Below are 25,553 nucleotides of genomic sequence, written 5' to 3'. Positions count from 1 at the left end.
CGCCACGTCACTCCCCACCCGAGGACACGGGGACGGCGTGCGCGAAGCCGCCGTCCACCATCAGGTTCGCCACGGTCTCCAGCTCCGGCGGGTTGCCCGCGAGCCGGGAAAGGAACGCGTCGAAGTCGTCGCCGCACGGCAGCAGCAGCTGCCGCACGCGCTCGGCGGGCGGCCACGCGGCCGCCTCCGAGACGTCGCGCGCGTCGTCGTACGCGCAGAACCACACCGAGCCGATCCGGTCGCCCTTGACCTTCACGGCGAGCAGACCGCCCTGCACGAAGCCGACACCCAGGTAGTCCTTGGTGAGGTGGTCGCGCAGGCACTTGTTGACGTACACGAGGTCGTTGACCGCGGCCTCGTCCCGCACCGTGAAGAACGGCTGGTCCACGAGGAGCCCGAGCTCCGCGTCGAGCGCGGCGCCGACCGGCGCGCAGCCGCCCGCCGCCTTCAGAAAGGTGCGGTAGGCGCCGGGCAGCCGGTAGCCCAGGTCCTCCTCGACGCCCTGGACCTGCTGCTCGGTCACCGCGACCGACGTCTTGGGCAGGCCGAAGTGCGCGGGGCGCGTCTCCTGCAGCGGGCGCGTCCCCCTCTTGTTCTGGTCCACGGTCGTCGTCGCGATCCCGCCGTGGTGCCGGAGCAGCGCCTTCACCTCGACCGGCACCAGCTCCATGCGGCGGCTGTTCGGCACGTGGTGCCAGGTCCAGCCGTGCGGGGTCGCCACCGCGGGAATCGTGTCCCACAGGTCGTGCCCCGCCGCCGCCATCGCCGCGTTCGCCGAGACGTAGTCCGTCAGGCGCAGCTCGTCGACGCCGAAGCCCTCCGGGGGTTCGGCGATCTCGGCGGCCGCTCTCGCGTAGAGGGAGAAGTCCGGGTAACCGTGCTCGTCCACGCGCACCCCTCTGGGGTGGCGGGCGGCGCGGACCGGGTCCGGGAAGTGCACGACCTGCCCGGCGTAGGCCGCGTTCGGCGGCGCGGACTGCTGCCCCAGCCGACCTGTCGTCATGGCGGTTGCCCCCTGCGGCACTGTGGAAGGTTCTGGTTCTGGCGACACAGCCTATGCGCAAGGACGACACCGGTCACCGGGCCTCCGGTTCCATGACCAGCAGCCACCGGCCGGTCACCGTGCGACGAAACCCGGCGGAAAGCCAGGCGTGTCGGAGTGCCCCAGCTTCCGCACCACCCGCCCCATTTGGCAGGCTGTCCCCCGCGACGCGGGGGCGTGGCACACGCGGTGACGACCGCGAGCAGGGGGAGGGAAGACGCACGATGCAGACGGCACAGAGCGACATGTCCGGCCATACGTTGTCCACGACGGCGCCCGCGACCACGGGCGGCGCGAACGGACCGGGAGTGATCCCCACCGCGGCCGCGGGCGATCCCCGCGTCGGCTGGAGCGCCACCGCCGCCCAGGCGCCGGTCCTGCGCCAGCGCCGCGACGGCATCCTGCCGACCGTGGCCGCGGCGCTCTCCGTACGCGGCCAGACGACGCTCACCTGTACCGCGGGGCGCGGCGAGGAACCGCCCGCGCTCCACCCGCTCGTCCAGGACTTCCTCGACACCCTCACCAGCGGCCAGCGCGAGCGCTTCACCGGGCGGTGCGCCGAGGCCATCCTCATCTCCCGCCACCTCACGGCGGCCGACGCGAGCCGGTCCAAGCGGGCCTCACGCAAGCCGATGACCAACGGCGAGGCGCGCAAGTCCCTCAAGCACGCGAAGCTCACCACCCGCCGGATCCGCGAGGACGGCGACCCCCTGCACGGCGGTTTCGCGCAGCCCTGCCGCTCCTGCACCGCTCTCACGGCGCACTTCGGGGTACGGGTCGTGGACCCGGCGGCCGCCGACGGCTGACCGTCGCCCGGACACCAGCCGGACCGACGCCCCACCGTCCATCCGCCCGTCCCCCACGACCGTCCGACCGACCGAACGAGGGCCACCCCATGCACGCCGACCACACCGCCACGACCGCCGCACCGGGCGCGGGCGGCACCACCCTCCCCCAAGCTCTCGGCTTCGCTCGGGCAGGGGGGACCCCCCTGCCCGTCCCTGTCGACGCCGCCCTGCGCGCGGCCGGCTGGCGTCCGGGGCGCTGGGACATAAAGCAGGCCGAGATCTGGGCCGACGCCCTGCGCCGCCACACCTCGCCCGCCGGGCACCGGCACTCGGTCTTCCCCGCGGCCGTCGAGGCCTGGGCGGAGTTCGGCGGTCTGCACATCACGCCGCAGGGCCCCGGCCGCCAGATAGCCCCGGCCACCGTGCACCTGGACCCCATGTACGGCCTGCACCTGGCCCGCACCCTCGGCGACCTGGGCCGCGCCCTGGAGTCCGAGGTGTGCCCCATCGGCGAGGAGACGGAGACGCAGGCGCTCCTCGCGATGGACACCGAGGGCCGGGTCTACAGCCTCGACCACAGCGGCGACTGGTTCATCGGCGCCCACATCGACCAGGCCCTGGCCACGCTCATCACGGGCGCCCAGCCGATCCGCCTGACGGCGAGCTGAACGGCGCTCCCATGAGGGGCGCCGGAAACCGCGCCCCGTAAGGGGCGCGGGGAACTGCGCGAGCAACCACAACGCACCCGCAGAGCGCGAAGTGCTCAACCTGCCACGGCGCTCGCAGCGGGAAGTACCGCCGACACCCGAAAGCCGCCCCCATCCGTCGGCCCCGACACGAACACCCCGCCCAGCGCGACGACCCGCTCCTTCATGCCCACCAGGCCGTTGCCACCACTCGGCAGCCGGACATCGGCTGCCTCACCCGGCGGCGGTTCGTTCTCCACCTGCATCGCGATCTCGGCCGAGCGGTGCGCGAGCCGCACGTACGTCTTCGCGCCCGCCGCGTGCTTGTGGACGTTGGTCAGCGCCTCCTGGACCACGCGGTAGGCGGTCTGTTCGACGTCGGCCGCGTAGTCACGCGGTTCGCCCTCCACCGACAGGTCGACCGCCATGCCGGCGGCGCGTGACTGGCCCACCAGTTCGTCCAGCTCGGCCAGGCACGGGCCGTCCTCGTCGACCGCGCGGGACGCCGCGGCGGCGGCCGCGTACCCCACGGCGGCCAGCGGCACGGGCTCGGCGGGCTTCGCGCTCTTCGTGCCGTCGCCCGTGCGCAGGACGCCGAGCATCTCGCGCAGCTCGGTCAGCGCCTGACGGCCCATGTCGCCGACGAGCGCGGCGTTCTTGACGGCCTTCTCCGGGTCTTTGCGCGCGACGGCCTGCAGGGCCGCGGCGTGCACGACCATCAGGCTCACGCGGTGCGCGACCACGTCGTGCATCTCGCGGGCGATGCGGGTCCGCTCCTCGTTCCTCGCCCACTCGGCCCGCTCCTCGGCGCGCTCGGCGAGCAGCTGGAGCTCCCGCTCCAGGCTGTCCGCGCGCTCGCGCATGCCTTCCATCAGGCGGCGCCGCGCGCCCACGTAGAGCCCGAGGAGCACCGGCGGCGCGGTCACGCCGATCGCGGCGGCGACGGCGAAGAAGGGGATGAACTCGCTGCCGACCGGCGGCGGGGTGCCGCCCTCCGAGATGTCCTGGTTGGCGCGCACCATGGCGACGATCAGGGTGCCGGCCATCGACATGCCGGCGAGGGCGCCGATGATGCGGCGCGGCAGCTCGGACGCGGCCAGGGTGTAGAGGCCGACGACGGTCAGCACGACGCCCATCTGGGCGGGCGTGATGGCGATCGATATGAGGACGACGGCGATCGGCCAGCGCCGCCGGATCAGCAGCGCGGACCCCGCGAGCACCCCGAAGCCGACCCCCACCGGCGTGGGCAGCCCGGCGTCCCGCGCGAAGGCCACTCCCTCCGCCCCGCACTCCAGCGCGGACAGCGCGGCGAGCCCCGCGTCCAGCGCGGCCCCGCGCCACCGCTCCCACCACCACGGGCCGGTCATGGCCGTGGTGCGGTCGTCCCCCGTCGTGGTCATGTCTTCCAGCGTACGGGCGTTCCACCCCGGTTTTCCGCTGAGTTTCCGGCCCGGTGATCCCTCGGGCCCCCCGCTTCGAGGGGAAGCGAAACCCGCCGTTATCCCTCGAACTGTTGAGGCGACTGCGCTCTCGGGGCGGAACCCCCCATTCCGGACATCGGCCGCCGTGCGATCACCGCATGACGGAGATCACGAAGGGTCGCGCCGGAGCAAAGCTCCGATCGAAGCCGGAGCAAAGCTCCGATCGAAGACCGTCGCGAGGAAGGCGCCCGGTGCGGCATAGTGTGGGGGGCCCGGCCCACAGCCTGACGCGATGTCCGGCCCAAGCCGTATCCATCCCCCGTGGTGTAATTGGCAGCACCGTGGCTTTTGGTGCCATTTGTCCGGGTTCGAGTCCTGGCGGGGGAGCCTCACTTCTCGGGTCCCGACGCAACCGGTCGGGACCCGCCCCCATTTCCGTCCCCCTACGCCCCGGTATCCTGCGGATGTCCACACCCCAAGCATCCGAAGCCGAAGGGCACCCCCGTGAGCGCCAACCTTCCCCAAGCAGTCGGCTCCGCTCCTGCAGGGGAGACTCCACTGGCAGCCGTCGTCGTCCTCGCAGCGGGTGAGGGCACCCGGATGAAGTCCGACCTCCCCAAGGTCCTGCACGAGATCTGCGGCCGTTCCCTCATCGGGCACGTGCTGCACGCCGCGTCGGCGCTCTCGCCCGAGCAGCTCGTCACCGTGGTCGGCTTCCAGAGCGACCAGGTCAAGGACCACCTGCGCACCGTGGCCCCGCAGGTCCGCACCGCCTACCAGGCCCAGCAGAACGGCACCGGGCACGCCGTCCGCATCGGCCTCGAAGAGCTCGGCGGCACCGTCGAGGGCACCGTCGTGGTCGTCTGCGGCGACACCCCGCTGCTCACCGGCGCCACCCTCCAGAAGCTCGCCGCCACCCACAGCGGCGACGGCAACGCCGTGACCGTGCTGACCGCCGAGGTGCCGGACGCGACCGGCTACGGCCGCATCGTGCGCGACAGCACCAACGGCGCCGTCACCGCGATCGTCGAGCACAAGGACGCCACCGAGTCGCAGCGCGCGATCCGCGAGATCAACTCCGGGGTCTTCGCCTTCGACGGCCGCCTCCTCGCGAACGCCCTCGGCAAGGTGCGCACCGACAACAGCCAGGGCGAGGAGTACCTCACCGACGTCCTCGGGATCCTGCGCGAGGCCGGGCACCGCGTCGGCGCCGCGGTCGCGGACGACCACGAGGAGATCGCGGGCATCAACAACCGCGTCCAACTCGCCCAGGCACGGCGGACGTTGAACGACCGCCTGCTGACCGAGGCCATGCTCGCGGGCGTCACCGTCGTCGACCCGGCGTCCACCTGGATCGACGCCACGGTCACCTTCGACCGCGACGCGATCGTGCACCCCGGCACCCAGCTGCAGGGCACCACGCACCTGGCCAAGGGCGCCGAGGTCGGCCCCAACACCCGCCTGTCGGACACCGCGGTGGGCGAGGGCGCCCGCGTGGACAACACCGTCGCGAACGGCGCCGAGATCGGGGCGGGGGCGAGCGTCGGTCCGTTCGCGTATCTGCGCCCGGGCACCCGGCTCGGGGTGAAGGCCAAGGCGGGTACGTACGTGGAGATGAAGAACGCCACGATCGGCGACGGCTCCAAGGTGCCCCACCTTTCGTACGTGGGCGACGCGACCATCGGCGAGCACTCCAACATCGGTGCCGCGAGCGTCTTCGTGAACTACGACGGCCAGGCCAAGCACCACACCACGGTGGGGTCCCACTGCCGCACCGGATCGGACAACATGTTTGTGGCTCCTGTCACGGTCGGGGACGGTGCCTACACCGCCGCCGGGTCCGTGATCACCAAGGACGTACCGGCCGGTTCGCTGGCCGTCGCCCGGGGCCAGCAGCGGAATATCGAGGGCTGGGTGGCCCGCAAGCGTCCGGGGAGCGCGGCCGCGAAGGCGGCGGAGGCGGCGTCCCGGGAAGCGGACAGCGAAAGCTGACCGGAAACAGGTGCGTCGAACACGGCGTACCGTGATAGATGCACACATCGGCCGACTCGACGCACCGGGACGCGTGAGTACGGCAGCGGGACGAACTCTCTGAGGAGACAGTGCTGTGACCGGGATCAAGACGACCGGCGAGAAGAAGTTGATGCTCTTCTCCGGCCGCGCCCACCCCGAGTTGGCCGAGGAGGTCGCACACAAGCTGGGTGTCGGCATCGTGCCGACGAAGGCCTTCGATTTCGCCAACGGCGAGATCTACGTCCGCTACCAGGAGTCGGCGCGCGGCGCCGACTGCTTCCTGATCCAGAGCCACACCGCTCCGATCAACAAGTGGATCATGGAGCAGCTGATCATGATCGACGCGCTGAAGCGCGCGTCGGCCCGCTCCATCACCGTCATCGTGCCGTTCTACGGCTACGCCCGTCAGGACAAGAAGCACCGCGGCCGCGAGCCCATCTCGGCGCGTCTGGTCGCCGACCTGATGAAGACCGCCGGTGCGGACCGCATCCTCACCGTCGACCTGCACACGGACCAGATCCAGGGCTTCTTCGACGGCCCGGTCGACCACCTCTTCGCGCTGCCGATCCTCGCGGACTACGTGGGCGCGAAGGTGGACCGCGACAAGCTGACCGTCGTCTCCCCCGACGCCGGCCGCGTGCGCGTCGCCGACCGCTGGTGCGACCGCCTCGGCGCCCCGCTGGCGATCGTCCACAAGCGCCGCGACAAGGACGTCGCCAACCAGGTCACCGTCCACGAGGTCGTCGGTGACGTGAAGGGCCGCGTCTGCGTCCTGGTCGACGACATGATCGACACCGGTGGCACGATCTGCGCCGCCGCCGACGCCCTCTTCGCGCACGGCGCCGAGGACGTCATCGTCACGGCCACGCACGGCGTGCTCTCCGGCCCGGCCGCCGACCGCCTGAAGAACTCCAAGGTCAGCGAGTTCGTCTTCACGGACACCCTGCCCACCCCGAGCGAGCTGGAGCTCGACAAGATCACGGTCCTGTCGATCGCCCCGACCATCGCCAACGCGGTGCGCGAGGTCTTCGAGGACGGCTCCGTGACCAGCCTCTTCGAAGAGCAGTAAAGATCCTTTTGGGTGCGGCCTCCCGGCCGAGTAGACTTCTGAAGTTGCTCGGCGAGGGAGGCCGCACTTCTTGGTGCGGCGGTCCGTTATCGACGCGCTCTTCGTAGCAGGCCAGTAAGTCGTATGGCCGGGTGACTGCTCCCCAGCTCTTCAAGGGCAGGGGGACCCCCTTCATCGATTCGTCTGACCTACGAGGAGTAGACATGGCCGAGATCAAGCTCGCCGCCGAGGCCCGCACCGAGTTCGGCAAGGGCGCCGCCCGCCGCATCCGCCGCGAGAACAAGGTCCCCGCGGTCGTCTACGGCCACGGCAACGAGCCGGCCCACATCACCCTGCCCGGCCACGAGCTGAACCTGGCCCTGCGCCAGTCCAACGTGCTCATCGCCATCGACGTCGAGGGCAAGCCCGAGCTCGTCATCCCGAAGGCCGTCCAGCGCGACGCCCTCAAGGGCTTCCTGGAGCACGTCGACCTGCTCCTCGTGAAGCGCGGCGAGAAGGTCAACGTCGAGATCCCGGTCCACACCGAGGGCGAGCTGGCCCCGGGCGGCAACCTGCTCGAGCACGTCCTGAACGCGCTTCCGGTCGAGGCCGAGGCCACCCACATCCCGGAGTCGGTCACCGTCTCCATCGCGGGCCTGGACGCCGGCGCGTCCGTCCTCGCCAAGGACATCACCCTGCCGTCCGGCGTCTCGCTGGCCGTCGAGGACGACGCCGTCGTCCTGCAGGTCCTGGCCGCGCAGGCCGAGGAGGCCCCGGCCGAGGGTGACGCCGAGGGCGACGCGGCCGCCGAGGCCTGATCCTCGCGACGCACACCGGCACGGCAGCCGCCGCTCCCTCGGGGGGCGGCGGCTGCCGCGTATGAAGGAGACATGCACGTGACGACCGACGCCAACGCCCCCTGGCTGATCGCCTGCCTCGGCAACCCGGGCCCCGAGTACGCCATGAACCGGCACAACGTGGGCTTCATGGTGGCCGACCTGCTCGCGCACCGCATGGGCGGCAAGTTCAAGCGGGCCGCGAAGGCACAGGCGCAGGTGGTCGAGGGCCGCATCGGCCCGCCCGGCCTCGCGAGCCGCCGGGTGATCCTGGTCAAACCCATGTCGTACATGAACGTCTCGGGCGGCCCCGTGACGGCGCTGCGCGACTTCTACAAGGTGCCGACCGAGCACATCGTCGCGGTCCACGACGAGCTCGACATCGACTACGGCACGCTGCGCCTGAAGCTGGGCGGCGGCGACAACGGCCACAACGGCCTGAAGTCGATGACGAAGGCGATGGGCTCCGACTACCACCGGGTGCGCTTCGGCATCGGGCGCCCGCCCGGCCGGATGCAGGTCGCCGACTTCGTCCTCAAGGACTTCTCCTCGACCGAGCGCAAGGAGCTCGACTACTTCGTGGACCGGGCGGCCGACGCGGTCGAGGCGCTGGTCATCGAGGGCCTGGAGCGCGCTCAGAGCACGTACAACTCCTGAGGTTCGCCCCGAGATCCTGCCCGGGGTCCGTTGTGCCCGCTGTTGACTGAGCGGAGTCAAGTGGCCAAGGATCCCGGCCATGAATCTGCTGCTCCTGGGACGCCGCACGGCCATGGGCGCGCTCGCCGCGCTGCTGCTCGCCGCGGGCGTGTGGGCGTCCTGGGACACCGCGCGGCACGTGATGCTCACGGAGGGGCGGGAGCGGGGCGTGATGACGGTGACGCGGTGCGGGTCCGACACATGCGTCGGTACGTATGCCTCCGGTTCTTCGAGCGGTACGAAGGGTCCCGCGCGCGTGGAGATCGACCGCTCCATCGCGGAGAGGAAGGGCGCGCGGATCCCGGTGGCCCTGAGGCCGGGCACGGACGAGGCCGTCCGCACCGGCGGCCCCGGTTTCCTCCACGCGTGGCTGCCGCTGGGCGGCGCGTTGCTGTTGGCCTCGGTGGTGGTGGCGGGCGGTCTGCGCCTGCCGCGCACGGCGTGGGGCATGGCCTTGGCGGGCGGCGCCTTGCTGACGGCGTCGTTCGTGACGCTGACGTTCTAGGGGCCGGTTCCTTGCTGCGGCTCCGTCGCGGCTGGTCGCGCAGTTCCCCGCGCCCCCAAAGGGGCGGTACTTGCAGTTCTTCGTCCGCGGGCTGTCCTTGGCTGAGCGCGCAGTTCCCCGCGCCCCTGACGGGGCGCGGGCCCTTTTAGGGGCGCGGGGAACTGCGCGAGCAACCACAGACCCGCACCCGAAACACCACGAGCACCACCCCCTCAAGGGGCGCGGGGAACTGCGCGATCAGCCACAGCCCACCCGCGCCCGAAGAACTACGCGTGCCTCCCCCGCCTCTGCCGCGTAGCGGCGAAGAACACCCCGCCCGCCACAAGCAGCACCGCGGCAACCGCAGCAGCCAACGGAGCGATCGGGGACCCCGTGTCCGGAAGAACCGGCGGCTCGCTCCGGGACGGCGACGGCTCGGGAGTCGTCGGCTCGGGAGTCGTCGGCTCGGGAGTCGTCGGCTCCGGCGGAGTCGGCGACGGCGGCGTGGGCGTCGGCGGGGTCGGAGTGGGCGGCGTCGGCGTAGGCGGCGTCGGGGTCGGCGGGGTCGGCGTAGGCGGCGTCGGCGTAGGCGTGGGCGACGGCGACTTGCCGACCTCCGCGACCACCCACGGCGCCTCCGTCGCAAGGAGCGGACGAAGCGTCCCGTCCGGCTCCCGTCGGTCACCGGCGATCGCGATCTTGTTCCAGGTCCGCTCCCCGCCCTCGAACGGCACGTCACCCGCCGCCCGCTCGGGAACCTTCATCCGCCACCGCAGCGTGTAGCGCTCCCCCGCCGTGAACACATGCCCGTCGAAGTCGAAGCGGACGGAGCGGATCTTGCTCCAGTCCGTCACCGCCGAGGCCGGCTCGAAGCTCGGGTCCGGCTTCCCGTCGCACTGGAACGGCGCGCTGTCGTCAGGGGTGTTGTCCATCTCGGGCCGGCACGGATCGGCCTTCTCCGAGTACGTGATCGTCACCGGCGCCGACCCCGCGTCGATCGGCCCGGTCAGGACGGGCCGCCACTCGCTGGTCGCGTCGTCCCCGTACCGCCCGCTGGTGACGCCCTTGGTGCCGGGCTCCGGCAGCAGGTCGTACGCGACGACGTTGGTGAGGTCGGTGTTGCCCATGTTGCCGAGGACCGTGCGGTACTCGACCGTGCCGCCCGCCGTCGACTGCCCGACCTCGTCCTCCTTGCCCGGCACCTCGGCCGAGCCCTTGAAGTCGTCGTCCTTGTCGCCCTTGACCTCCTTGGTGACGAAGAGCGACGCGGACTGGGCGATGGCGAAGTCGTCGGTGGCCTCGGCGACGTTCTCCTTCGTGTCGCCGTTGCCGTTGATGTCGTGGGTGTCGGTCTGCCGGGTGTTGATGGGGCGCTGCGCGTCGTAGAGCCCGGCGCGGTTGCCCGCGTAGTCGGCGTCGCTCGGCGTCCCGCCGTAAGTTCCGCTGGCGACACCGGGCTTGACCGTCGTACGGAAGGTGTAGACGCACGTCGAGTCGTTCGCCGGGATCTCGGCGCCGCGCTCGGCGGTCAGCTCGACGCGGGTGCGCCCGTCGGGGCCCGCACCGACCTTCTCGGTGAAGCGGTCGGCGGCCGGGCAGTAGGCGGGCTGTCCGTCCGCCAGGGCCCAGGACCCCTCCTCGTACGAGAGTTGACGGGGCACCAGGTCGACGAAGTGCGGGCGCAGCGGCGAGGAGTCGGTGCGGTAGCGGTCGTTGCGCATGGTGATGCGCCAGGTGTGGGTGCCGCCGGGGCCGACGGGCGCCGGGTCGGTGGACTTCGTCAACTCGGGCTGGGAGACCTCGGGTTCGATGCGGAATCCCGCGCAGGACTCCTCGCGCGCACTGCCGCCGCCGCTGCCCGTCAGCTCCAGCTGCGCGCAGTTGCGTACGTCGCCGCTGCCGCCGGGGACCTCGGACGCGTCGGCCCGGCCGGTGAACTGGGCGACGAGGCTGGCCCCGGCGGCGAGACCGGGGATGTCGATGCGCACGGAGACGGGGTCCTCGCCGAGGCTCACCTGCTGGTCGGTGGGCGTCAGCGTCTCGGTGCCGCCGTCGCGCCGCGTGACCACGACCGTCCAACGGCCGCCGTAGGTACCGCCGGAGGGGGTCGACAGGCGCAGCGTCTGCGCGTCGAAGCCCGCGGGCATCACCTCGACGAGGCGGGCGTCGGCGGCCTCGGTACCGGTGTTGCCGAACCTGAGGACGTACGAGATGCGCTGGCCGTCGCCCGCGAGCGGGGTGTCGACGGACTTGTCGAGGGTGCCGGAGACCTCGCCCGAGCCGGTGCCGACCGTCGTCTCCGCCGTGGCGCTCTCGGTGATCTTCCCGGTGTCGGGGCCGTAGGGGTCACCGCTGATGGAGGCGGTGTCGGTGAGCACCGTGCCGTCGGCGACGTCGTCGCGCACCTTGACCCTGATCTCGTGGACGACTCCGTACGGATACTCCTTGACCTGCGCCAACTGGTCGCCGGGGCGGCCGGGTTCGGTGTCCACGGGCCAGCTGATGGTGCGGGTCGCCGGGTCGTAGGTGTAGCCGGAGGGGGTGGCGTCGACGAGGTCCACGCCCTCGGGGAGCACGTCGGTCAGGACGGTGTTCTCCAGGGCGAGGTTGCCGCGCGGCCGGTTGGAGTCGCGCGGGTCGTTGGTCGCGGTGACCTTGTACGCCACGGTGTCGCCGGGCCGGGCCGCCTTCGGGCCCTCTTTCCTGATCGCCGGGTTGGGCGTGGCGGTGACCGTGACGGAGGCGTCGTCGGTGCTGGGGGTGCCGTCGCCGTTCGAGGCGGTGGCGGACATCCCCGCGGTCTGCGCGCCCGGCGGCGTCCAGTAGTCCTCGGTGGGCCAGCTGACGGTGAGCTGCGAGCTCTGGCCGCTGGGGATCTTGTCGTAGGTGACGGTGACGCTGCCGTCGGCGTTCGGAGTGACGGCGGTGACGCCGGGCGGGTAGGGCTGCGACACCTGGCCGGGCCCGGAGGCACCCGGCGGCGGCGTGAAGGTGACGGTCACCGACCGGCAGTCGCCCGGGATCGAGCACTGAATGCTTCCGTTGTACGTGACGTGGTCGCCGGAGGGCACGGGCGAGGTCGCCGGGTCCAGGCGGACATTCATCCGGGCGTCCGCGTGCGCGATGCCGTAGGGCACGAGGGCGAGCGCCGCGAGGAGCGCGAGGAGGACGACCGTCACCGCGGTGAGACCGCGGCGCGACCGGAGAGGAAGGGGGATCACAGTGCTCCCGACCGCCGGGGGGAACTTGATGGCCCGTCAACTGTGCTCCCCGAGGCGGCGCGAGCGGCCCCATGACGAGTCGGTACGACCGCCGTTTCACCTGATTAGGTGCCGATCGGCGTACGACGGGGGCCCCGCGCCTCCCGAGGAGGTGCGGGGCCCTGGTCGGTCCGGGACGCCGGCCGGTGTCGCGCGGACGTCAGCCGGTGTTGCGCAGACCCGCCGCGACACCGTTCACGGTGAGCAGCAGGGCGCGGCCGAGCAGCGGGTCCGGCTCGTCACCGGCGGCCGCCGCGTCGCGCTGGCGCTTGAGCAGCGCGACCTGGAGGTAGGAGATCGGGTCGAGGTAGGCGTCGCGGATCGCGAAGGTCTGCTGCAGCGCCGGGTGGGAGTCGAGGAGCTGCTCCCCGCCGGTGATGCGCAGGACCTCGCGGACGGTCAGCTCGTGCTCTTCCTCGATCATGTCGAAGACGTGCTTGAGCTCGTCCGGCACGAGGGTGTCCACATAGTGCCTGGCGATCCGCAGGTCCGTCTTCGCGAGCGTCATCTCGACGTTGGAGATGAAGTTCCGGAAGAAGTGCCAGTGCTCGTGCATCTCGTCGAGCACGGTGTCCAGACCGGCCTCGCGCAGGGCCTTCAGGCCCGAGCCGACGCCGAACCAGCCCGGCACGATCTGCCGCGACTGGGTCCAGCCGAAGACCCACGGGATGGCGCGCAGGCCGTCGAGCGAGACGCCCGAGCCGGGGCGCCGGGAGGGCCGGGAGCCCAGGTGCAGGTCGGCGAGCTGGTCGACCGGCGTCGACGCGAGGAAGTACGTCGGCAGGTCCGGGTCCTCGACCAGCCTGCGGTACGCGGAGTGCGCGGCGTCCGAGACGACGTCCATGGCGGCGTCCCAGCGGGCCAGCGCCTCGTCGGACTGGCGCGGGGCGGTGTGCAGCGCGGAGGCCTGCAGCGTCGCCGCGACGGTCAGTTCGAGGTTCTCGCGGGCCAGCGAAGGCACCAGGTACTTGTCGGAGATGACCTCGCCCTGCTCGGTCACCTTGATCTCGCCCTCCAGGGTGCCCCAGGGCTGGGCGAGGATCGCGTCGTGCGAGGGGCCGCCACCGCGGCCGACCGTTCCGCCGCGGCCGTGGAAGAGCCGGAGCCTGACCCCGTAGCGGTGCGCGACGTCACGCAGCCTGCGCTGGGCGCGGTGGATCTCCCACTGCGAGGTGGTGATGCCGCCGAACTTGGAGGAGTCGGAGTACCCGAGCATGACCTCCTGGACGTCGCCGCGCAGGGCGACGAGACGGCGGTAGGAGGGGTCGGCGAGCATCTCGTCGAGGATGACGTCGGCGGCGCGCAGCTCGTCGGTGGTCTCCAGGAGCGGCACGATGCCGATCTTCGCCCAGCCAGCGTGCAGGTCGATCAGGCCCGCCTCGCGCGCGAGGACGGCCGCGGCGAACACGTCGTCCGCGCCCTGGCACATCGAGATGATGTACGACTCGATGACCTCGGGCCCGAAGACCTCCAGGGCCTTCTTGACGGTGAGGAAGACGCCGAGGGTCTTCTCGCCCGCGGCGTCCACCGGCGCCGGGGAGGGGCCGAGCGGGCGCCGGGACCGCAGCTCCTTGGCGAGCAGCTTCTGGCGGTACTCGCGGGGCATGTCGGCGTAGCGCCAGGACTCCTCGCCGAGGCGGTCGAAGAGCTGGCCGAGGGCGTGGTGGTGGGCGTCCGCGTGCTCGCGTACGTCCATCGTCGCCAGCTGGAGGCCGAACGCCGCGAGCGTACGGATGGTGCGGTTCATCCGGCCCTCGGCGAAGAGGCCGCCCTTGTGCTCGCGCAGCGAGGTCTGGATCAGCGTGAGGTCGTGCAGCAGCTCGGCGGTGCCGAGGTAGTCGCGGCCCTCCTCGTGCGCGGTGCCCTTGGCCAGGCGCTCCTTGGTGTTCTCCAGCTTCTGCCGGACGCAGGTGGCCTTGAGGCGGTACGGCTCCTCGGCGTTGAGGCGCTTGTAGCGCGGGCTGATCTCCGGGAGGCGCTCCAGGTCGCACTGGAGGGAGGCCTTCAGCTCCTCCGTCGCGCCGGTGTAGCGGATGGAGTTGGAGAGGAAGCCGCGCAGCTCGTCGATCATGTCGAGCGCGTCGTTGATGCCGTGCTCGTGCTGGAGGATCAGGACGTCCCAGGTGACCTGCGGGGTCACGTTCGGGTTGCCGTCGCGGTCGCCGCCGATCCAGGTGCCGAAGCTGAGGGGGCGGGTGCCCTCGGGCAGCTCGACGCCGACGCGCTCCAGCTCGGCGGTGAGGTCCTCCAGGACGTCGCCGACGGCGCCGGCGTGCAGCTCGTCCAGGTAGTAGATGGCGTTGCGGGCCTCGTCCGCGGGCTCCGGGCGCACGACGCGGAGCTCGTCGGTCTGCCACACCAGGTCGATGTTCTCGGCCAGGCGGGTGTCGTGGCGGCGCCGGTCGGACTCGATGACCGGGGTCTCCAGGAGCTCGGCGACCCGGCGGAGCTTGTTGAGCACGGAGCGGCGCGCGGCCTCCGTGGGGTGCGCGGTGAAGACGGGGCGCACGTTCAGGTGCTGCACGGTCTGGCGCAGGTGCTCGGGGTCGGCGTCCTTGAGGCGGTCCGCGGTGCGGGCGAGGAGGCCGCCCTCGGCGGCGCGCTTGGCGCGCAGCTCGCGGCCGCGGTGGACCTGCTCCGTGACGTTCGCCAGATGGAAGTACGTGGAGAAGGCGCGGACCAGCTTGGCCGCGGTCTCCAGTTCCGTGCCGCCGAGCAGCTTGGCGGCGGCCTCACCGTCCTCGCGCGTCAGACGGCGGACCTTCTCGACCAGTTCGAGGAGCTCGGGGCCCTCCTGGCGTACGAGGGTCTCGCCGAGCAGATCGCCGAGGCGGCGGATGTCGGCGCGCAGCTCGGTGCTGGCGGTGCTGGTGGCCTGGCGGCCCTGGTCGTCGGCACTGCTCACAGGTGCGGCTCCTTGCAGTGTTTGAAGCACGTCTGGGAGGGGTCCCGGGGAAGGATCCGGGGGAGATACAGAGCGGACCGCGCTGTCCGACCGTCTCCAAGGATAGGTGTCACTCAGGGCACGGAGCTCGCGGCCTCTTGCTGCCGGCCTCCTCGCTGCCATACTTACGTCGCCGTAGGTTACGGAACCGTAGGAAACACACGGTCCGCTCGCGCGCACCCGCAGACAACCCTCACTCTTCGACCCCACAGGGGACGTGCCCATGACGACAACGTCCGATGCGTACTCAGACACCGATGTGATCGAGGACGCTCCGCGGGCGGCGGCGACCACCGCCGCCGCCACCGCGGCCACCACCTCCACCGACCCCGCCCCGGCGCCGTCCGCGACCCTGGGCGGCGAGCAGAAGCGGTCCCTCGAACAGATCGCGCTGCTCCTGTTCATCACCGTCCCCTTCCTCGCCCTGGTGGCCGCGGTGCCGCTGGCCTGGGGGTGGGGGGTGAGCTGGCTGGACCTCGGCCTGCTCGTCTTCATGTACTTCCTGGGCTGCCACGGCATCACCATCGGCTTCCACCGCTACTTCACACACGGCTCCTTCAAGGCGAAGCGGCCGCTGCGGATCGCGCTCGCGATCGCCGGGTCGATGGCGGTCGAGGGCCCCCTGGTCCGTTGGGTGGCCGACCACCGCAAGCACCACAGGTTCTCGGACGCGGAGGGCGACCCGCACTCGCCGTGGCGCTTCGGCGAGACCGTCCCCGCCCTGATGAAGGGCCTGTGGTGGGCGCACATCGGCTGGATGTTCGACGAGGAGCAGACGCCGCAGGAGAAGTACGCGCCGGACCTGGTCAAGGACCCGGCGATCCGCCGGATCTCCCGGCAGTTCCTGCTCTGGACGATCGTGTCGCTGGCCGTCCCCCCGCTGGTCGGCGGCCTGGCGACGATGTCGTGGTGGGGCGCGTTCACGGCCTTCTTCTGGGGCTCCCTCGTCCGCGTCGCCCTGCTGCACCACGTCACGTGGTCGATCAACTCGATCTGCCACGCGGTCGGCAAGCGCCCCTTCAAGTCCCGTGACCGCTCGGGCAACGTGTGGTGGCTCGCGGTCCTGTCCTGCGGCGAGTCCTGGCACAACCTCCACCACGCCGACCCGACGGCCGCGCGGCACGGCGTGATGAAGGGCCAGGTCGACTCCTCCGCCCGGATCATCCGCTGGTGCGAGCGGCTCGGCTGGGCGTACGACGTGCGCTGGCCCTCGAAGTCGCGCATCGAGTCCCGCCGCGTCCCCCGCGCCGCCGACGCGGCATGATTGACGACGTGGCGACCGACTCCAGCAACTCCAGCCCCTCCAGCAAAGAGAAGCCCCGGCGCACCCGCCGGACCCGGATGACGGGTGCCGAGCGCCGGGAGCAGCTCCTCGACATCGGTCGCACGCTGTTCGCGGCCAAGGGGTTCGAGGGCACGTCGGTGGAGGAGATCGCGGCGAAGGCCGGGGTGTCCAAGCCCGTCGTGTACGAGCACTTCGGCGGCAAGGAGGGGCTGTACGCGGTGGTGGTGGACCGCGAGATGCGGGCACTGCTCGACATGGTGACGGGGGCCCTGACCGCCGGGCACCCGCGCGAGCTCCTCGAACAGGCCGCCTTCGCCCTCCTCGACTACATCGAGACGTACACGGACGGCTTCCGCATCCTGGTCCGCGACTCCCCCGTCGCGCAGTCCACGGGCACCTTCGCGTCCCTGATCTCCGACATCGCGACGCAGGTCGAGGACATCCTGGGCCAGGAGTTCAAGACCCGCGGCTTCGACCAGAAGCTCGCCCCGCTCTACGCCCAGGCCCTGGTCGGCATGGTCGCGCTGACGGGCCAGTGGTGGCTGGACGTGCGCAAGCCGAAGAAGGCGGAGGTCGCCGCCCACCTGGTCAACCTGGCCTGGCACGGCCTGGACGGCCTGGAGCCGAAGCCGCGGTTGATAGGGCACAGGAAGAGTTGAGCGCCCGGCGCGTCAGTCGCCGGGGCTCGGCTCCAGGAACTCCAGGCGGTTGCCGACCGGGTCCCGCGAGTAGAAGCGCCGGTGCCCCGGCAGGTTCTCGTCCCAGGTCACCTCGGCGCCGTGCGCGGCCAGCCGGTCGGCGTACGCCTCGATGTCCCGCACGCGCAGCCCGGGGTGGGCCTTTCCCGCGGGCCGGAAGTCCTCCTCCACGCCCAGGTGCAGCCGGACGGCCCCCGCCGCGAACCAGCAGCCCCCGCGCGCCGCGAGCACGGGCGGCTTCGGCGTCTCCGCCATGCCGAGCACCCCGACGTAGTACGCGCGCAGGGCGGGCTCGCTGCCGGGCGGGGCGGCCAGTTGTACGTGATCGACGGCCGCGAGCATCAGGACCCCGCCCTGCGGGCCACCGCGAACACCCTGCGGAACGGGAAGACCGTGCCGTGGGGGGTCGGCGGGTAGGCCTTGCGCAGCAGGTCCGCGTACTCCGTCAGGAACGTCTCCCGCGCCGCCTCGTCGTCCGCGAGCGCCGTGAGGACCGGGCGCAGGCCCGTGCCCTTGACCCAGTCCAGAACGGGGTCCCGGCCCGTCAGGAGGTGCTGGTAGGTCGTCTCCCACGCGTCGACCTCGCAGCCGAGGTCCGCGAGGCGCTCCAGGTAGGCGCCCGGCGAGAGCACCGCGTCCGCGTGGCGCAGCAGGCCGCCCAGGCGGTCGCGCCAGCGGTCGGACCCGGCGAGCTCCCGCATCAGGACGTGGCTCGGGGCGTCGAAGTTGCCGGGCACCTGGAAGGCGAACGTGCCGCCGGGCACCAGGGCGGAGATCCACGCGGGGAAGGAGCCGGGGTGGCCCGGCACCCACTGCAGGGTCGCGTTGGAGAGGATCAGGTCGTACGTCTCAGGGGCCGGCGCCCACGACGTGGCGTCCGCCGCCGCGAAGTCCAGGTGTCCGCCGCCCGCCGTCGGCCCGGCCAGGGCCGCCGCCCCGGCGAGCATGTCCGGCGAGTTGTCGAAGCCGGTGATGTGCGCGGTGGGCCAGCGCTCGGCGATCAGGCGCGTGACGTTGCCGGGCCCGCAGCCGAGGTCCGCGACGCGGGGCGGGCGGGAATCCCCGGCGGGCGGTTCGGGGACACGGGCGAGTAGATCCACGAAGGGCCGGGCACGGTGGCCCTCATGACGCAGATACTGACGCGGATCCCAGACGGCAGCGGACACGGTGGCCTCCTCGTGGAAATGTGGGCGCCACCCCATCCTCAGCCGAGAGATATCTTGACGTCAAGAGACTTCATGTCGACAGACCCCCTACACTGATCGTCATGGAGGACGAGGTCGATCGGCTGGTCGCTGCGTGGCGCCGGGAGCGCCCGGACCTCGACGTGGAACCACTCGAGGTGCTCAGCCGTGTGAGCAGGCTCGCGCGGCACCTGGACCGGGCCCGCAGGCTCGCGTTCTCCGAGCACAATCTGGAGCCCTGGGAGTTCGACGTCCTGACGTCGCTGCGGCGCGCGGGCGCTCCCTACCAGCTCTCCCCCGGCCAGCTCCTGACCCAGACACTCGTGACGTCCGGCACGATGACGAACCGCATCGACCGCCTCGCGAAGAAGGGCCTCGTCGAGCGCCTGCCGGATCCGAGCGACCGCCGCGGCGTGCTCGTGCGCCTCACCGCCGAGGGCCAGGACCGCGCGGACCAGGCCCTCGCGGGACTGCTCGAACAGGAGCGGGCGATCCTCGCGGAGCTCTCCCGCGCCCAGCGGGGCGAACTGGCCGGGCTGCTACGCCAGTTGACCGCCCCGTTCGACAACATCCCCGGCTAGGTCGACCGGGCCGACACCCGCGCGCCTGGCGAGCGCGACCGCCGCCAGAGTGGAGTGCACGCCCAGCTTTCCCAGCACGTTCTGCATGTGCGTACGCACTGTGTGCGGGGAGAGGAAGAGGCGTTCGGCGACCGCCTTGCGGCCGAGGCCCGCCACCATGCAGCGCAGGACCTCGCGCTCGCGCGGGGTCAGGGACTCCACGAGGCGCTCGGACTCGGTGCGGTGCTTGCGGGCCGCGGTCAGCTCGCGCAGGACGCCGGTGAGCAGGGCGGGCGGCAGGTGGGTCTCGTCCCTGAGCACTCCTCGTATGACCGTGAGGAGGCGGGAGAGCGAGCAGTCCTTGGCGACCCACCCGGAGGCCCCGGCCTGCAGCGCGAGGGCCGCGCGGCGCGGGTCGTCCTTCTCGGCGAGCACGACGGTGCGCACGGAGGGCTGGCCCGAACGGACGCCCGCCACCAGGGAGATGCCGTCGACGAGGCCGTCGGCGTTGCCCTCCTGGACCGGGACGGCGGGGCGGGCGCCCTGGAGGGCGCTCGCGGTGCTGCCGAGGTCGGCGTCGACGAGCAGCACGTCGAATCTGCGGCCCTCGGTGACCGCCCGCTCCAGGCAGCGGAGCGCGGCGGGGCCACTGCCGGCCGCGGACACGTCGACGTCGGGCTCGGCCGCCAGCGCGGCGGCCAGCGACTCGGCGAAGATGCGATGGTCGTCGACGACCAGGACTCGAATGCGGACCACAGAAACCCCCTTCCCCGCGCTCCCTCCACAGGAGCAGGGGATGTCCCCGTCGGAAGATCGCCGGAGAACGAATCGGCGCAGGTACGGCGCCCGGAACGGGGGTCGCCGCAGGGTCACGGCCGCCGCCGCGCTCCGCTTGCCACCCCCACGCCGGGCGTCGTACCCGACTGTCTCGCCCCCTGATCAGCGCCGGCCCCCACCGGCACTGTCCTTCAGAGTAGGGCCGGACGCCGGGAGCGGAAGGCGATTTGCAGAACTGATTGGCCGACGCGTTTATGGTGAGCCGTATGTTTCGTATTGAGACAGGAGTCGACAAGGAGCGGCTCGTTCTGCTTCGCTCGCGGCTGAGCGAGTCGAACACGGCGGCGTCTCCCGAGCTCCGCGCCCTGCGCGGGACGGTCGACGACCAGGAAGTCCCGCTGGCCCTCTGGGCGTTGGACGGGGCGGGCGGCCTCGCGGCGGGGCTCGCCGCGCACACGTGGGCCCGCTGGCTGCACGTGGATCACCTCTGGGTCGACGACCGCCACCGCGGCGCGGGCCTCGGCTCGCGCCTCCTCGACGAGGCGGAGCGCATGGCCCGCGAGGAGCGCGGCTGCCTCAACTCCCGTGTGGAGACCTGGGACTTCCAGGCCCCCGGCTTCTACCGGAACCAGGGGTACGAGCTGGTGTGCGTGATCCCGGACTACCCCGAGGGCGCCAAGGAGTTCACCCTGACCAAGCGCCTGGCCTAGGCGCCGCCCGCGCGGGGCTCACACCTCGCGGCGCGCGCCCGCCGAGGCCACCGCCGGGAACACCCGCGGCGCCGTGAAGCCCGCCGCCGCGAAGGCGTCGAGGACGGACTCCGTCACCGCCTCCGCGTCCGCCTCCTCCACCAGGACGACCGCGGAGCCGCCGAAGCCGCCGCCGGTCATCCGGGCACCGAGCGCGCCGGCCGCGTTGGCCGAGCTCACCACCAGGTCCAGCTCCGGGCAGGAGATGCGCAGGTCGTCGCGGAGCGAGGCGTGGCCCTCGGTGAGGACGGGGCCGATGGCGCGGGCGTCACCGGCGTCCAGGAGCCCGATGACCCGCTCGACGCGGCGGTCGTCCGACACCACGTGGCGCACGTACCTGCGGACCTTTTCGTCCGTCAACTTGCCAAGCGCGTCCGGCAGTTCCGCGTACGCGACGTCACGCAGGTGCGAGACCCCGAGCGCCCGCGCGCCCGCCTCGCACCCGGCGCGGCGCTCGGCGTAGGCGCCGTCGCCGAGCGCGTGCTTCACCCGGGTGTCGACGACCAGGAGCCGCAGCCCCTGCGCCGCCAGGTCGAAGGGCACCTGACGTATCGACAGGTCGCGGCAGTCCAGGTGCAGGGCGTGGCCCTCGGTGCAGCACGCCGACGCCGTCTGGTCCATCACACCGCAGGGCACGCCCACGAACGCGTTCTCGGCACGCTGGGCGAGGACCGCCAACTGCGGCCGGGTGAGCCCGAGTCCGTACAGGTCGTCGAGTGCGAGGGCGGTGACGACCTCCAGGGCGGCGGAGGACGAGAGGCCCGCGCCGGTCGGGACGGTCGACGCGAGGTGCAGGTCGGCGCCGCCGACCGGGTGCCCGGCCTCCCGCAGCGCCCAGACGACCCCGGCCGGGTACGCGGCCCAGCCCCCGTCCGACAGCGGCGCGAGCTCGTCCACGCGCAGTTCGACGAGCGGGGCGTCGATGTCGGCGGAGTGCAGGCGCAGGACGCCGTCCGAGCGCCGGGCGACGGCGGCGAGAGCGGTGTGCGGGAGGGCGAGGGGCATCACGAAGCCTTCGTTGAAGTCCGTGTACTCGCCGATGAGGTTGACCCGGCCGGGGGCCGACCAGACGCCGTCCGGCGCGTATCCGTACAACTCCTCGAACCGCGCGGCGACTTCGGATGCCGTGCCCATGGATTATCCCTTTCGCTGGGCGAACGCCCAGGCGTCGGCGACGATGCCCGCGAGGTCCGCGCGGGACGGGCGCCAGCCGAGCCTGTCGTGCGCGGTGGCGGCGGACGCGACCAGGACCGCCGGGTCGCCGCCGCGGCGCGGGGCCGTCACCTCGGGGACGGGGTGCCCGGTGACCTCGCGCACGGTCTCGATGACCTCGCGCACGGAGAAGCCGTTGCCGTTGCCGAGGTTGCAGATCAGGTGCTCGCCGGGGGTGGCGGCCTCGACCGCGAGGAGGTGCGCCTCGGCGAGGTCGGCGACGTGGATGTAGTCGCGTACGCAGGTGCCGTCCGGGGTCGGGTAGTCGTCGCCGAAGACGTTGATCGCCTCGCGGCGGCCCTGCGCGACCTGGAGGACCAGCGGGATGAGGTGCGACTCGGGGTCGTGGCGCTCGCCGAACTCGCCGTACGCGCCCGCGACGTTGAAGTAGCGCAGCGAGACGGCGGCCAGGCCGTGGGCGGTGGCCTCGCCGGTGATCATGTGGTCGACGGCGAGCTTGGAGGCACCGTAGGGCGAGGTGGGGGCGGTCGGGTCGGTCTCCGTGATGGGGGTGTTCACGGGCTCGCCGTACGTCGCGGCCGTCGAGGAGAAGACGAGCCTGCGCACGCCCGCGTCGCGCATCGCGGCGAGCAGCGCCATGGTGCCGCCGACGTTGTTGTCCCAGTACTTCTCGGGCTTCTCGACGGACTCGCCGACCTGGGAGAAGGCGGCGAAGTGCAGCACCGCGTCGTAGGAGGAGTCCAGCCACTTGGCGGCGTCGCGGATGTCGCCCTCGACGAAGGCGGCGCCGGCGGGGACGCCCTCGCGGAAGCCGGTCGAGAGGTTGTCGAGGACCGTCACCTCGTGCCCGGCCTCGATCAGGTGCTGGGCCACCACGCTTCCGACATAGCCCGCTCCACCGGTGACCAGGTACTTACCGCTCATGAACTCGCTACCTCTCGCAGTCGCTGGGCCGCGGCTTCCGGCGGCACGTCGTTGATGAACACGCTCATGCCGGATTCGGAACCCGCGAGGAACTTCAGCTTGCCCGAAGTGCGGCGAATCGTGAAAAGTTCAAGGTGGAGGGCGAAATCATCACGATTGATCCCCTCATATCCCGCCACCCCCTCCAGCGGCCCGAAGGGCGCCTGATGCCAGGCGGCGATGTAGGGAGTGGGGTCCTCCCCGCCGCTTCCGCCTTCGCCGAAGATCCGGTCGAAGCGCCTGAGGAGTTCCAGGTAGATCCGCGGGAACTCCGCGCGCGCCGCCTCGTCGAGCGCGAGCAGGTCGGGCACCCGGCGCCTGGGGTAGAGGTGCACCTCGTAGGGCCAGTGGGCGGCGTGGGGCACGAAGGCCACCCAGTGCTCGCCCTCCAGGACGACCCGCTCACCGGCGCTCTCCCTCGCGACGATGTCGTCGAAGAGGTTGAGGCCGCCCGAGGACTCCTTGAAGGCGGCGAGCGAGCGGAGCATCAGGGCCGTGCGCGGGGTGACGAACGGATAGGCGTAGATCTGCCCGTGCGGATGGCCGAGGGTCACGCCGATCTCGGCGCCGCGGTTCTCGAAGCAGAAGACCTGCTCCACCGAGGGCAGATGGGAGAGCTCGGCGGTGCGGTCGGTCCAGGCCTCCAGGACGAGACCCGCCTGCTCGGGGGTGAGGTCCGCGAAGGACGCCGCGTGGTCGGAGGTGAAGCAGACCACCTCGCAGCGGCCCGCGTCGCCGGCGAGCGAGGGGAAGCGGTTCTCGAAGACCACGACGTCGTACGAGGAGTCGGGGATCTCGCTCAGCCGGTCCCCCGCGGAGGGGCACAGGGGGCACTCGTCGGCCGGCGGGTGGTAGGTGCGGCCCTGGCGGTGCGAGGCGATGGCGACCGAGTCGCCGAGGAGGGGGTCCCTGCGGATCTCCGACGTGGTCGAGACGGGCCCGAGCGGGCGCCGGTCGGCCGCCTCGCGGACGGCGTCGTCGCGCACGTCGTAGTAGATGAGCTCACGACCGTCGGCGAGACGGGTCGAGGTCTTCTTCACGTTCAGGGCTCCTCATCAACACCCACCAAACAGAACCGCACATAACAAACCACGACCTACCAGGCCAGTCAAGGGGCCGCCCGCTCACCCTGGGCAACTACGGCAGGGTTCCGGTCACAATCAAACAAAGAACATCATCGGAACTGTTCACTTATTGAAAAGCGAGGCGTAGGTTCCCGTCTGATCAGTTCGCGCAACGAAGCGAGTTCCCCATGCAAACCCTGGCCGATGGGCTTCGGCTCCCCACCAACGGGCTCGACTACGCGATCCTCGCGATCTACTTCGCGGTCGTCCTCGGCATCGGATTCGCCGCCCGGCGCTCCGTGAAGACGAGCCTCGACTTCTTCCTCTCAGGACGCTCACTGCCCGCCTGGGTCACCGGTCTCGCCTTCGTCGCCGCGAACCTCGGCGCCACCGAGATCCTGGGCATGGCGGCCACCGGAGCGCAGTACGGCGTCGCGGTCGTCCACTGGTACTGGATCGGCGCCATCCCCGCGATGGTCTTCCTCGGCCTCGTGATGATGCCGTTCTACTACCGCTCCAAGGTCCGCTCCGTCCCGGAGTTCCTGCTCCAGCGGTTCGACAGGTCCGCGCACCTGCTCAGCTCGGCGCTCTTCGCCTTCGCCGCGATCCTCATCGCGGGCGTGAACCTCTACGCCCTCTCGATCGTCGTCGAGGCGCTGCTCGGCTGGCCGCAGTGGGTGGCGATCGTCGTCGCCGGCCTGTTCGTGCTCGCGTACATCACGATCGGCGGCCTCTCCTCGGCGATCTACAACGAGGTCCTGCAGTTCTTCGTGATCCTCGCCGCCCTCATCCCGATCTGCGTCATCGGCCTGAAGAAGGTCGGCGGCTGGGACGGACTCACCGGCTCCATCGAGAAGCAGCACGGCGAGAACTTCATGACCGCCTGGGGCGGCACCGGCATCGGCGACGCCAACCCGCTGGGCGCCAACTGGCTGACCATCATCCTCGGCCTCGGCTTCGTGCTCTCCTTCGGCTACTGGACGACGAACTTCGCCGAGGTGCAGCGCGCGCTCTCCGCGAAGAACCTGAGCGCCGCCCAGCGCACCCCGCTGATCGCCGCCTTCCCGAAGATCTTCATCGTCTTCCTGGTGATGATCCCGGGGCTGGTCGCCGCCGTCCTCGTCCCGAAGATCGGCACCGCCGGGTCGGACCTGACGTACAACGACGCGATCCCCTATCTGATGCAGGAGTTGCTGCCCAACGGCGTCCTCGGCATCGCGGTCACCGGTCTGCTCGCCGCGTTCATGGCGGGCATGGCGGCCAACGTCTCGTCCTTCAACACCGTGTTCACGTACGACATCTGGGCCAAGTACGTGGTCAAGGGCCGCGAGGACGGCTATTACCTGAACTTCGGGCGGCTCATCACGGCGATCGGCGTGCTCGCCTCGATCGGCACGGCGTTCATCGCGTCTAGCTTCTCGAACATCATGGGCTACCTGCAGACCCTGTTCTCCTTCTTCAACGTCCCGATGTTCGTCGTCTTCATCATCGGCATGTTCTGGAAGCGGGCCTCGATGAAGTCCGGTGTGTGGGGTCTGCTCGCGGGCACGACCGCCGCGATGGTGAACTACTTCTGGATCTACAAGCAGGGCGTCATCGACATCCCGACCGACCAGGGCGCCAACTTCGTCTCGGCGATCGTCGGCTTCGTCGCCGGTGCCGTGGTGATGGTCGTCGTCACGCTCTTCACCGCCCCCAAGCCGGAGGCCGAACTGGCCGGTCTGGTCTACGGAACGGCCTCGCCCGGCCTGGAGGGCGGGGGCGACGAGGACGCGGCGGCGGGCGACGACGCGTGGTACCGCAAGCCCGCCCTGCTCGGCTGGGGCGCGGTCGCGCTCGCCGCCGCCTGCTACCTGCCGTACTCGCTCTAGACCCGATCGGA

22 protein-coding genes and 1 tRNA gene are annotated in these 25,553 nt (G+C 71.5%); 13 read left to right on the top strand and 10 right to left on the bottom strand.

Going from position 1 to position 25,553, the window contains the following annotated elements; translation table 11 throughout:
- Nucleotides 1–7: 7 nt before the first annotated feature.
- Nucleotides 8–1,003 (bottom strand): SMI1/KNR4 family protein, encoded by a 996-nt coding sequence (locus tag ACZ4D5_RS31840; RefSeq protein ID WP_467775915.1) that lies wholly within the window; start codon nucleotides 1,001–1,003, stop codon nucleotides 8–10.
- A gap of 263 nt (nucleotides 1,004–1,266) precedes the next feature.
- On the opposite strand from ACZ4D5_RS31840, the gene ACZ4D5_RS31835 reads away from it, so the two are divergent.
- Both ACZ4D5_RS31835 and ACZ4D5_RS31830 read left to right on the top strand, forming a co-directional pair.
- Nucleotides 1,267–1,848 carry a YwqJ-related putative deaminase gene (locus tag ACZ4D5_RS31835; protein WP_467775914.1) on the top strand — a complete coding sequence of 194 codons (582 nt, stop codon included), beginning with the start codon at nucleotides 1,267–1,269 and terminating at the stop codon, nucleotides 1,846–1,848.
- Between the two features lie 89 nt (nucleotides 1,849–1,937).
- On the top strand, nucleotides 1,938–2,498 hold the full coding sequence (locus tag ACZ4D5_RS31830; RefSeq protein ID WP_467775913.1) for an SUKH-3 domain-containing protein: 561 nt from the start codon (nucleotides 1,938–1,940) through the stop codon (nucleotides 2,496–2,498).
- A 95-nt stretch (nucleotides 2,499–2,593) separates the two neighbouring features.
- Here ACZ4D5_RS31830 and ACZ4D5_RS31825 read toward each other — a convergent pair whose 3' ends face one another.
- Nucleotides 2,594–3,916 carry a sensor histidine kinase gene (locus tag ACZ4D5_RS31825; protein WP_467775912.1) on the bottom strand — a complete coding sequence of 441 codons (1,323 nt, stop codon included), beginning with the start codon at nucleotides 3,914–3,916 and terminating at the stop codon, nucleotides 2,594–2,596.
- Between the two features lie 336 nt (nucleotides 3,917–4,252).
- On the opposite strand from ACZ4D5_RS31825, the gene ACZ4D5_RS31820 reads away from it, so the two are divergent.
- From ACZ4D5_RS31820 to ACZ4D5_RS31795, 6 genes are all read left to right on the top strand, one after another.
- Nucleotides 4,253–4,324, top strand: a tRNA-Gln gene (locus tag ACZ4D5_RS31820).
- 171 nt (nucleotides 4,325–4,495) lie between these two features.
- Nucleotides 4,496–5,929, top strand: a complete 1,434-nt coding sequence (gene glmU, locus ACZ4D5_RS31815) for a bifunctional UDP-N-acetylglucosamine diphosphorylase/glucosamine-1-phosphate N-acetyltransferase GlmU (RefSeq protein ID WP_467776040.1) — start codon at nucleotides 4,496–4,498, stop codon at nucleotides 5,927–5,929.
- 115 nt (nucleotides 5,930–6,044) lie between these two features.
- Complete coding sequence (locus ACZ4D5_RS31810) at nucleotides 6,045–7,019, top strand: ribose-phosphate diphosphokinase (protein ID WP_362339488.1); 975 nt, start codon at nucleotides 6,045–6,047, stop codon at nucleotides 7,017–7,019.
- A 203-nt stretch (nucleotides 7,020–7,222) separates the two neighbouring features.
- The gene (locus ACZ4D5_RS31805) at nucleotides 7,223–7,816 is read left to right on the top strand and encodes a 50S ribosomal protein L25/general stress protein Ctc (protein ID WP_467775911.1); all 594 of its coding nucleotides are present in this window, start codon (nucleotides 7,223–7,225) and stop codon (nucleotides 7,814–7,816) included.
- 72 nt (nucleotides 7,817–7,888) lie between these two features.
- Complete coding sequence (pth, locus tag ACZ4D5_RS31800) at nucleotides 7,889–8,491, top strand: aminoacyl-tRNA hydrolase (RefSeq protein WP_467775910.1); 603 nt, start codon at nucleotides 7,889–7,891, stop codon at nucleotides 8,489–8,491.
- 79 nt (nucleotides 8,492–8,570) lie between these two features.
- Entirely contained in the window at nucleotides 8,571–9,035 is a 465-nt protein-coding gene (locus tag ACZ4D5_RS31795) for a hypothetical protein (RefSeq protein WP_467775909.1), read from the top strand.
- A 266-nt stretch (nucleotides 9,036–9,301) separates the two neighbouring features.
- On the opposite strand, the gene ACZ4D5_RS31790 is transcribed toward ACZ4D5_RS31795, so the two are convergent.
- Together ACZ4D5_RS31790 and ppc are read right to left on the bottom strand one after the other, a co-directional pair.
- The gene (locus tag ACZ4D5_RS31790) at nucleotides 9,302–12,235 is read right to left on the bottom strand and encodes a hypothetical protein (RefSeq protein WP_467775908.1); all 2,934 of its coding nucleotides are present in this window, start codon (nucleotides 12,233–12,235) and stop codon (nucleotides 9,302–9,304) included.
- Between the two features lie 199 nt (nucleotides 12,236–12,434).
- A complete protein-coding gene (ppc, locus tag ACZ4D5_RS31785) occupies nucleotides 12,435–15,179 on the bottom strand; it encodes a phosphoenolpyruvate carboxylase (protein WP_467775907.1) in 2,745 nt (914 codons plus the stop codon).
- A gap of 262 nt (nucleotides 15,180–15,441) precedes the next feature.
- On the opposite strand from ppc, the gene ACZ4D5_RS31780 reads away from it, so the two are divergent.
- Both ACZ4D5_RS31780 and ACZ4D5_RS31775 read left to right on the top strand, forming a co-directional pair.
- Nucleotides 15,442–16,482, top strand: a complete 1,041-nt coding sequence (locus tag ACZ4D5_RS31780) for an acyl-CoA desaturase (protein ID WP_467775906.1) — start codon at nucleotides 15,442–15,444, stop codon at nucleotides 16,480–16,482.
- Nucleotides 16,479–17,162 (top strand): TetR/AcrR family transcriptional regulator, encoded by a 684-nt coding sequence (locus ACZ4D5_RS31775; protein ID WP_362339481.1) that lies wholly within the window; start codon nucleotides 16,479–16,481, stop codon nucleotides 17,160–17,162. The genes ACZ4D5_RS31780 and ACZ4D5_RS31775 overlap by 4 nt, the downstream gene beginning before the upstream one ends.
- Before the next feature lie 12 nt (nucleotides 17,163–17,174).
- Here the strand turns inward: ACZ4D5_RS31775 and ACZ4D5_RS31770 are convergent, their stop codons facing one another.
- Both ACZ4D5_RS31770 and ACZ4D5_RS31765 read right to left on the bottom strand, forming a co-directional pair.
- Nucleotides 17,175–17,543 carry a VOC family protein gene (locus tag ACZ4D5_RS31770; RefSeq protein WP_467775905.1) on the bottom strand — a complete coding sequence of 123 codons (369 nt, stop codon included), beginning with the start codon at nucleotides 17,541–17,543 and terminating at the stop codon, nucleotides 17,175–17,177.
- On the bottom strand, nucleotides 17,543–18,367 hold the full coding sequence (locus ACZ4D5_RS31765; RefSeq protein WP_467775904.1) for a trans-aconitate 2-methyltransferase: 825 nt from the start codon (nucleotides 18,365–18,367) through the stop codon (nucleotides 17,543–17,545). The genes ACZ4D5_RS31770 and ACZ4D5_RS31765 overlap by 1 nt, the downstream gene beginning before the upstream one ends.
- A 101-nt stretch (nucleotides 18,368–18,468) precedes the next feature.
- Between ACZ4D5_RS31765 and tamR the strand changes: the two genes are divergently transcribed.
- A complete protein-coding gene (tamR, locus tag ACZ4D5_RS31760) occupies nucleotides 18,469–18,966 on the top strand; it encodes a MarR family transcriptional regulator TamR (protein ID WP_362339478.1) in 498 nt (165 codons plus the stop codon).
- Here tamR and ACZ4D5_RS31755 read toward each other — a convergent pair.
- Nucleotides 18,925–19,701 carry a LuxR C-terminal-related transcriptional regulator gene (locus ACZ4D5_RS31755; protein ID WP_467775903.1) on the bottom strand — a complete coding sequence of 259 codons (777 nt, stop codon included), beginning with the start codon at nucleotides 19,699–19,701 and terminating at the stop codon, nucleotides 18,925–18,927. The genes tamR and ACZ4D5_RS31755 overlap by 42 nt on opposite strands.
- A 275-nt stretch (nucleotides 19,702–19,976) precedes the next feature.
- Between ACZ4D5_RS31755 and ACZ4D5_RS31750 the strand changes: the two genes are divergently transcribed.
- On the top strand, nucleotides 19,977–20,432 hold the full coding sequence (locus tag ACZ4D5_RS31750) for a GNAT family N-acetyltransferase (RefSeq protein WP_467776039.1): 456 nt from the start codon (nucleotides 19,977–19,979) through the stop codon (nucleotides 20,430–20,432).
- Between the two features lie 18 nt (nucleotides 20,433–20,450).
- Here ACZ4D5_RS31750 and galK read toward each other — a convergent pair whose 3' ends face one another.
- From galK to galT, 3 genes are read right to left on the bottom strand one after another with little or no spacing between them, the layout of a single operon-like run.
- Nucleotides 20,451–21,605: a galactokinase gene (gene galK, locus ACZ4D5_RS31745; protein WP_467775902.1), complete on the bottom strand. Its 1,155-nt coding sequence runs from the start codon at nucleotides 21,603–21,605 to the stop codon at nucleotides 20,451–20,453.
- A 3-nt stretch (nucleotides 21,606–21,608) separates the two neighbouring features.
- Entirely contained in the window at nucleotides 21,609–22,568 is a 960-nt protein-coding gene (gene galE, locus ACZ4D5_RS31740; RefSeq protein ID WP_467775901.1) for a UDP-glucose 4-epimerase GalE, read from the bottom strand.
- Nucleotides 22,565–23,647, bottom strand: a complete 1,083-nt coding sequence (gene galT / locus ACZ4D5_RS31735; protein WP_467775900.1) for a galactose-1-phosphate uridylyltransferase — start codon at nucleotides 23,645–23,647, stop codon at nucleotides 22,565–22,567. The genes galE and galT overlap by 4 nt, the downstream gene beginning before the upstream one ends.
- A gap of 212 nt (nucleotides 23,648–23,859) precedes the next feature.
- Between galT and ACZ4D5_RS31730 the strand changes: the two genes are divergently transcribed.
- The gene (locus ACZ4D5_RS31730) at nucleotides 23,860–25,542 is read left to right on the top strand and encodes a sodium:solute symporter family protein (protein ID WP_467775899.1); all 1,683 of its coding nucleotides are present in this window, start codon (nucleotides 23,860–23,862) and stop codon (nucleotides 25,540–25,542) included.
- Nucleotides 25,543–25,553: the final 11 nt, after the last annotated feature.

This window comes from Streptomyces sp. NPDC025651, from assembly GCF_055558735.1.
The sequence above is the reverse complement of the archived record's forward strand: the minus strand, read 5'-3'. Positions and strand labels throughout refer to the sequence as shown.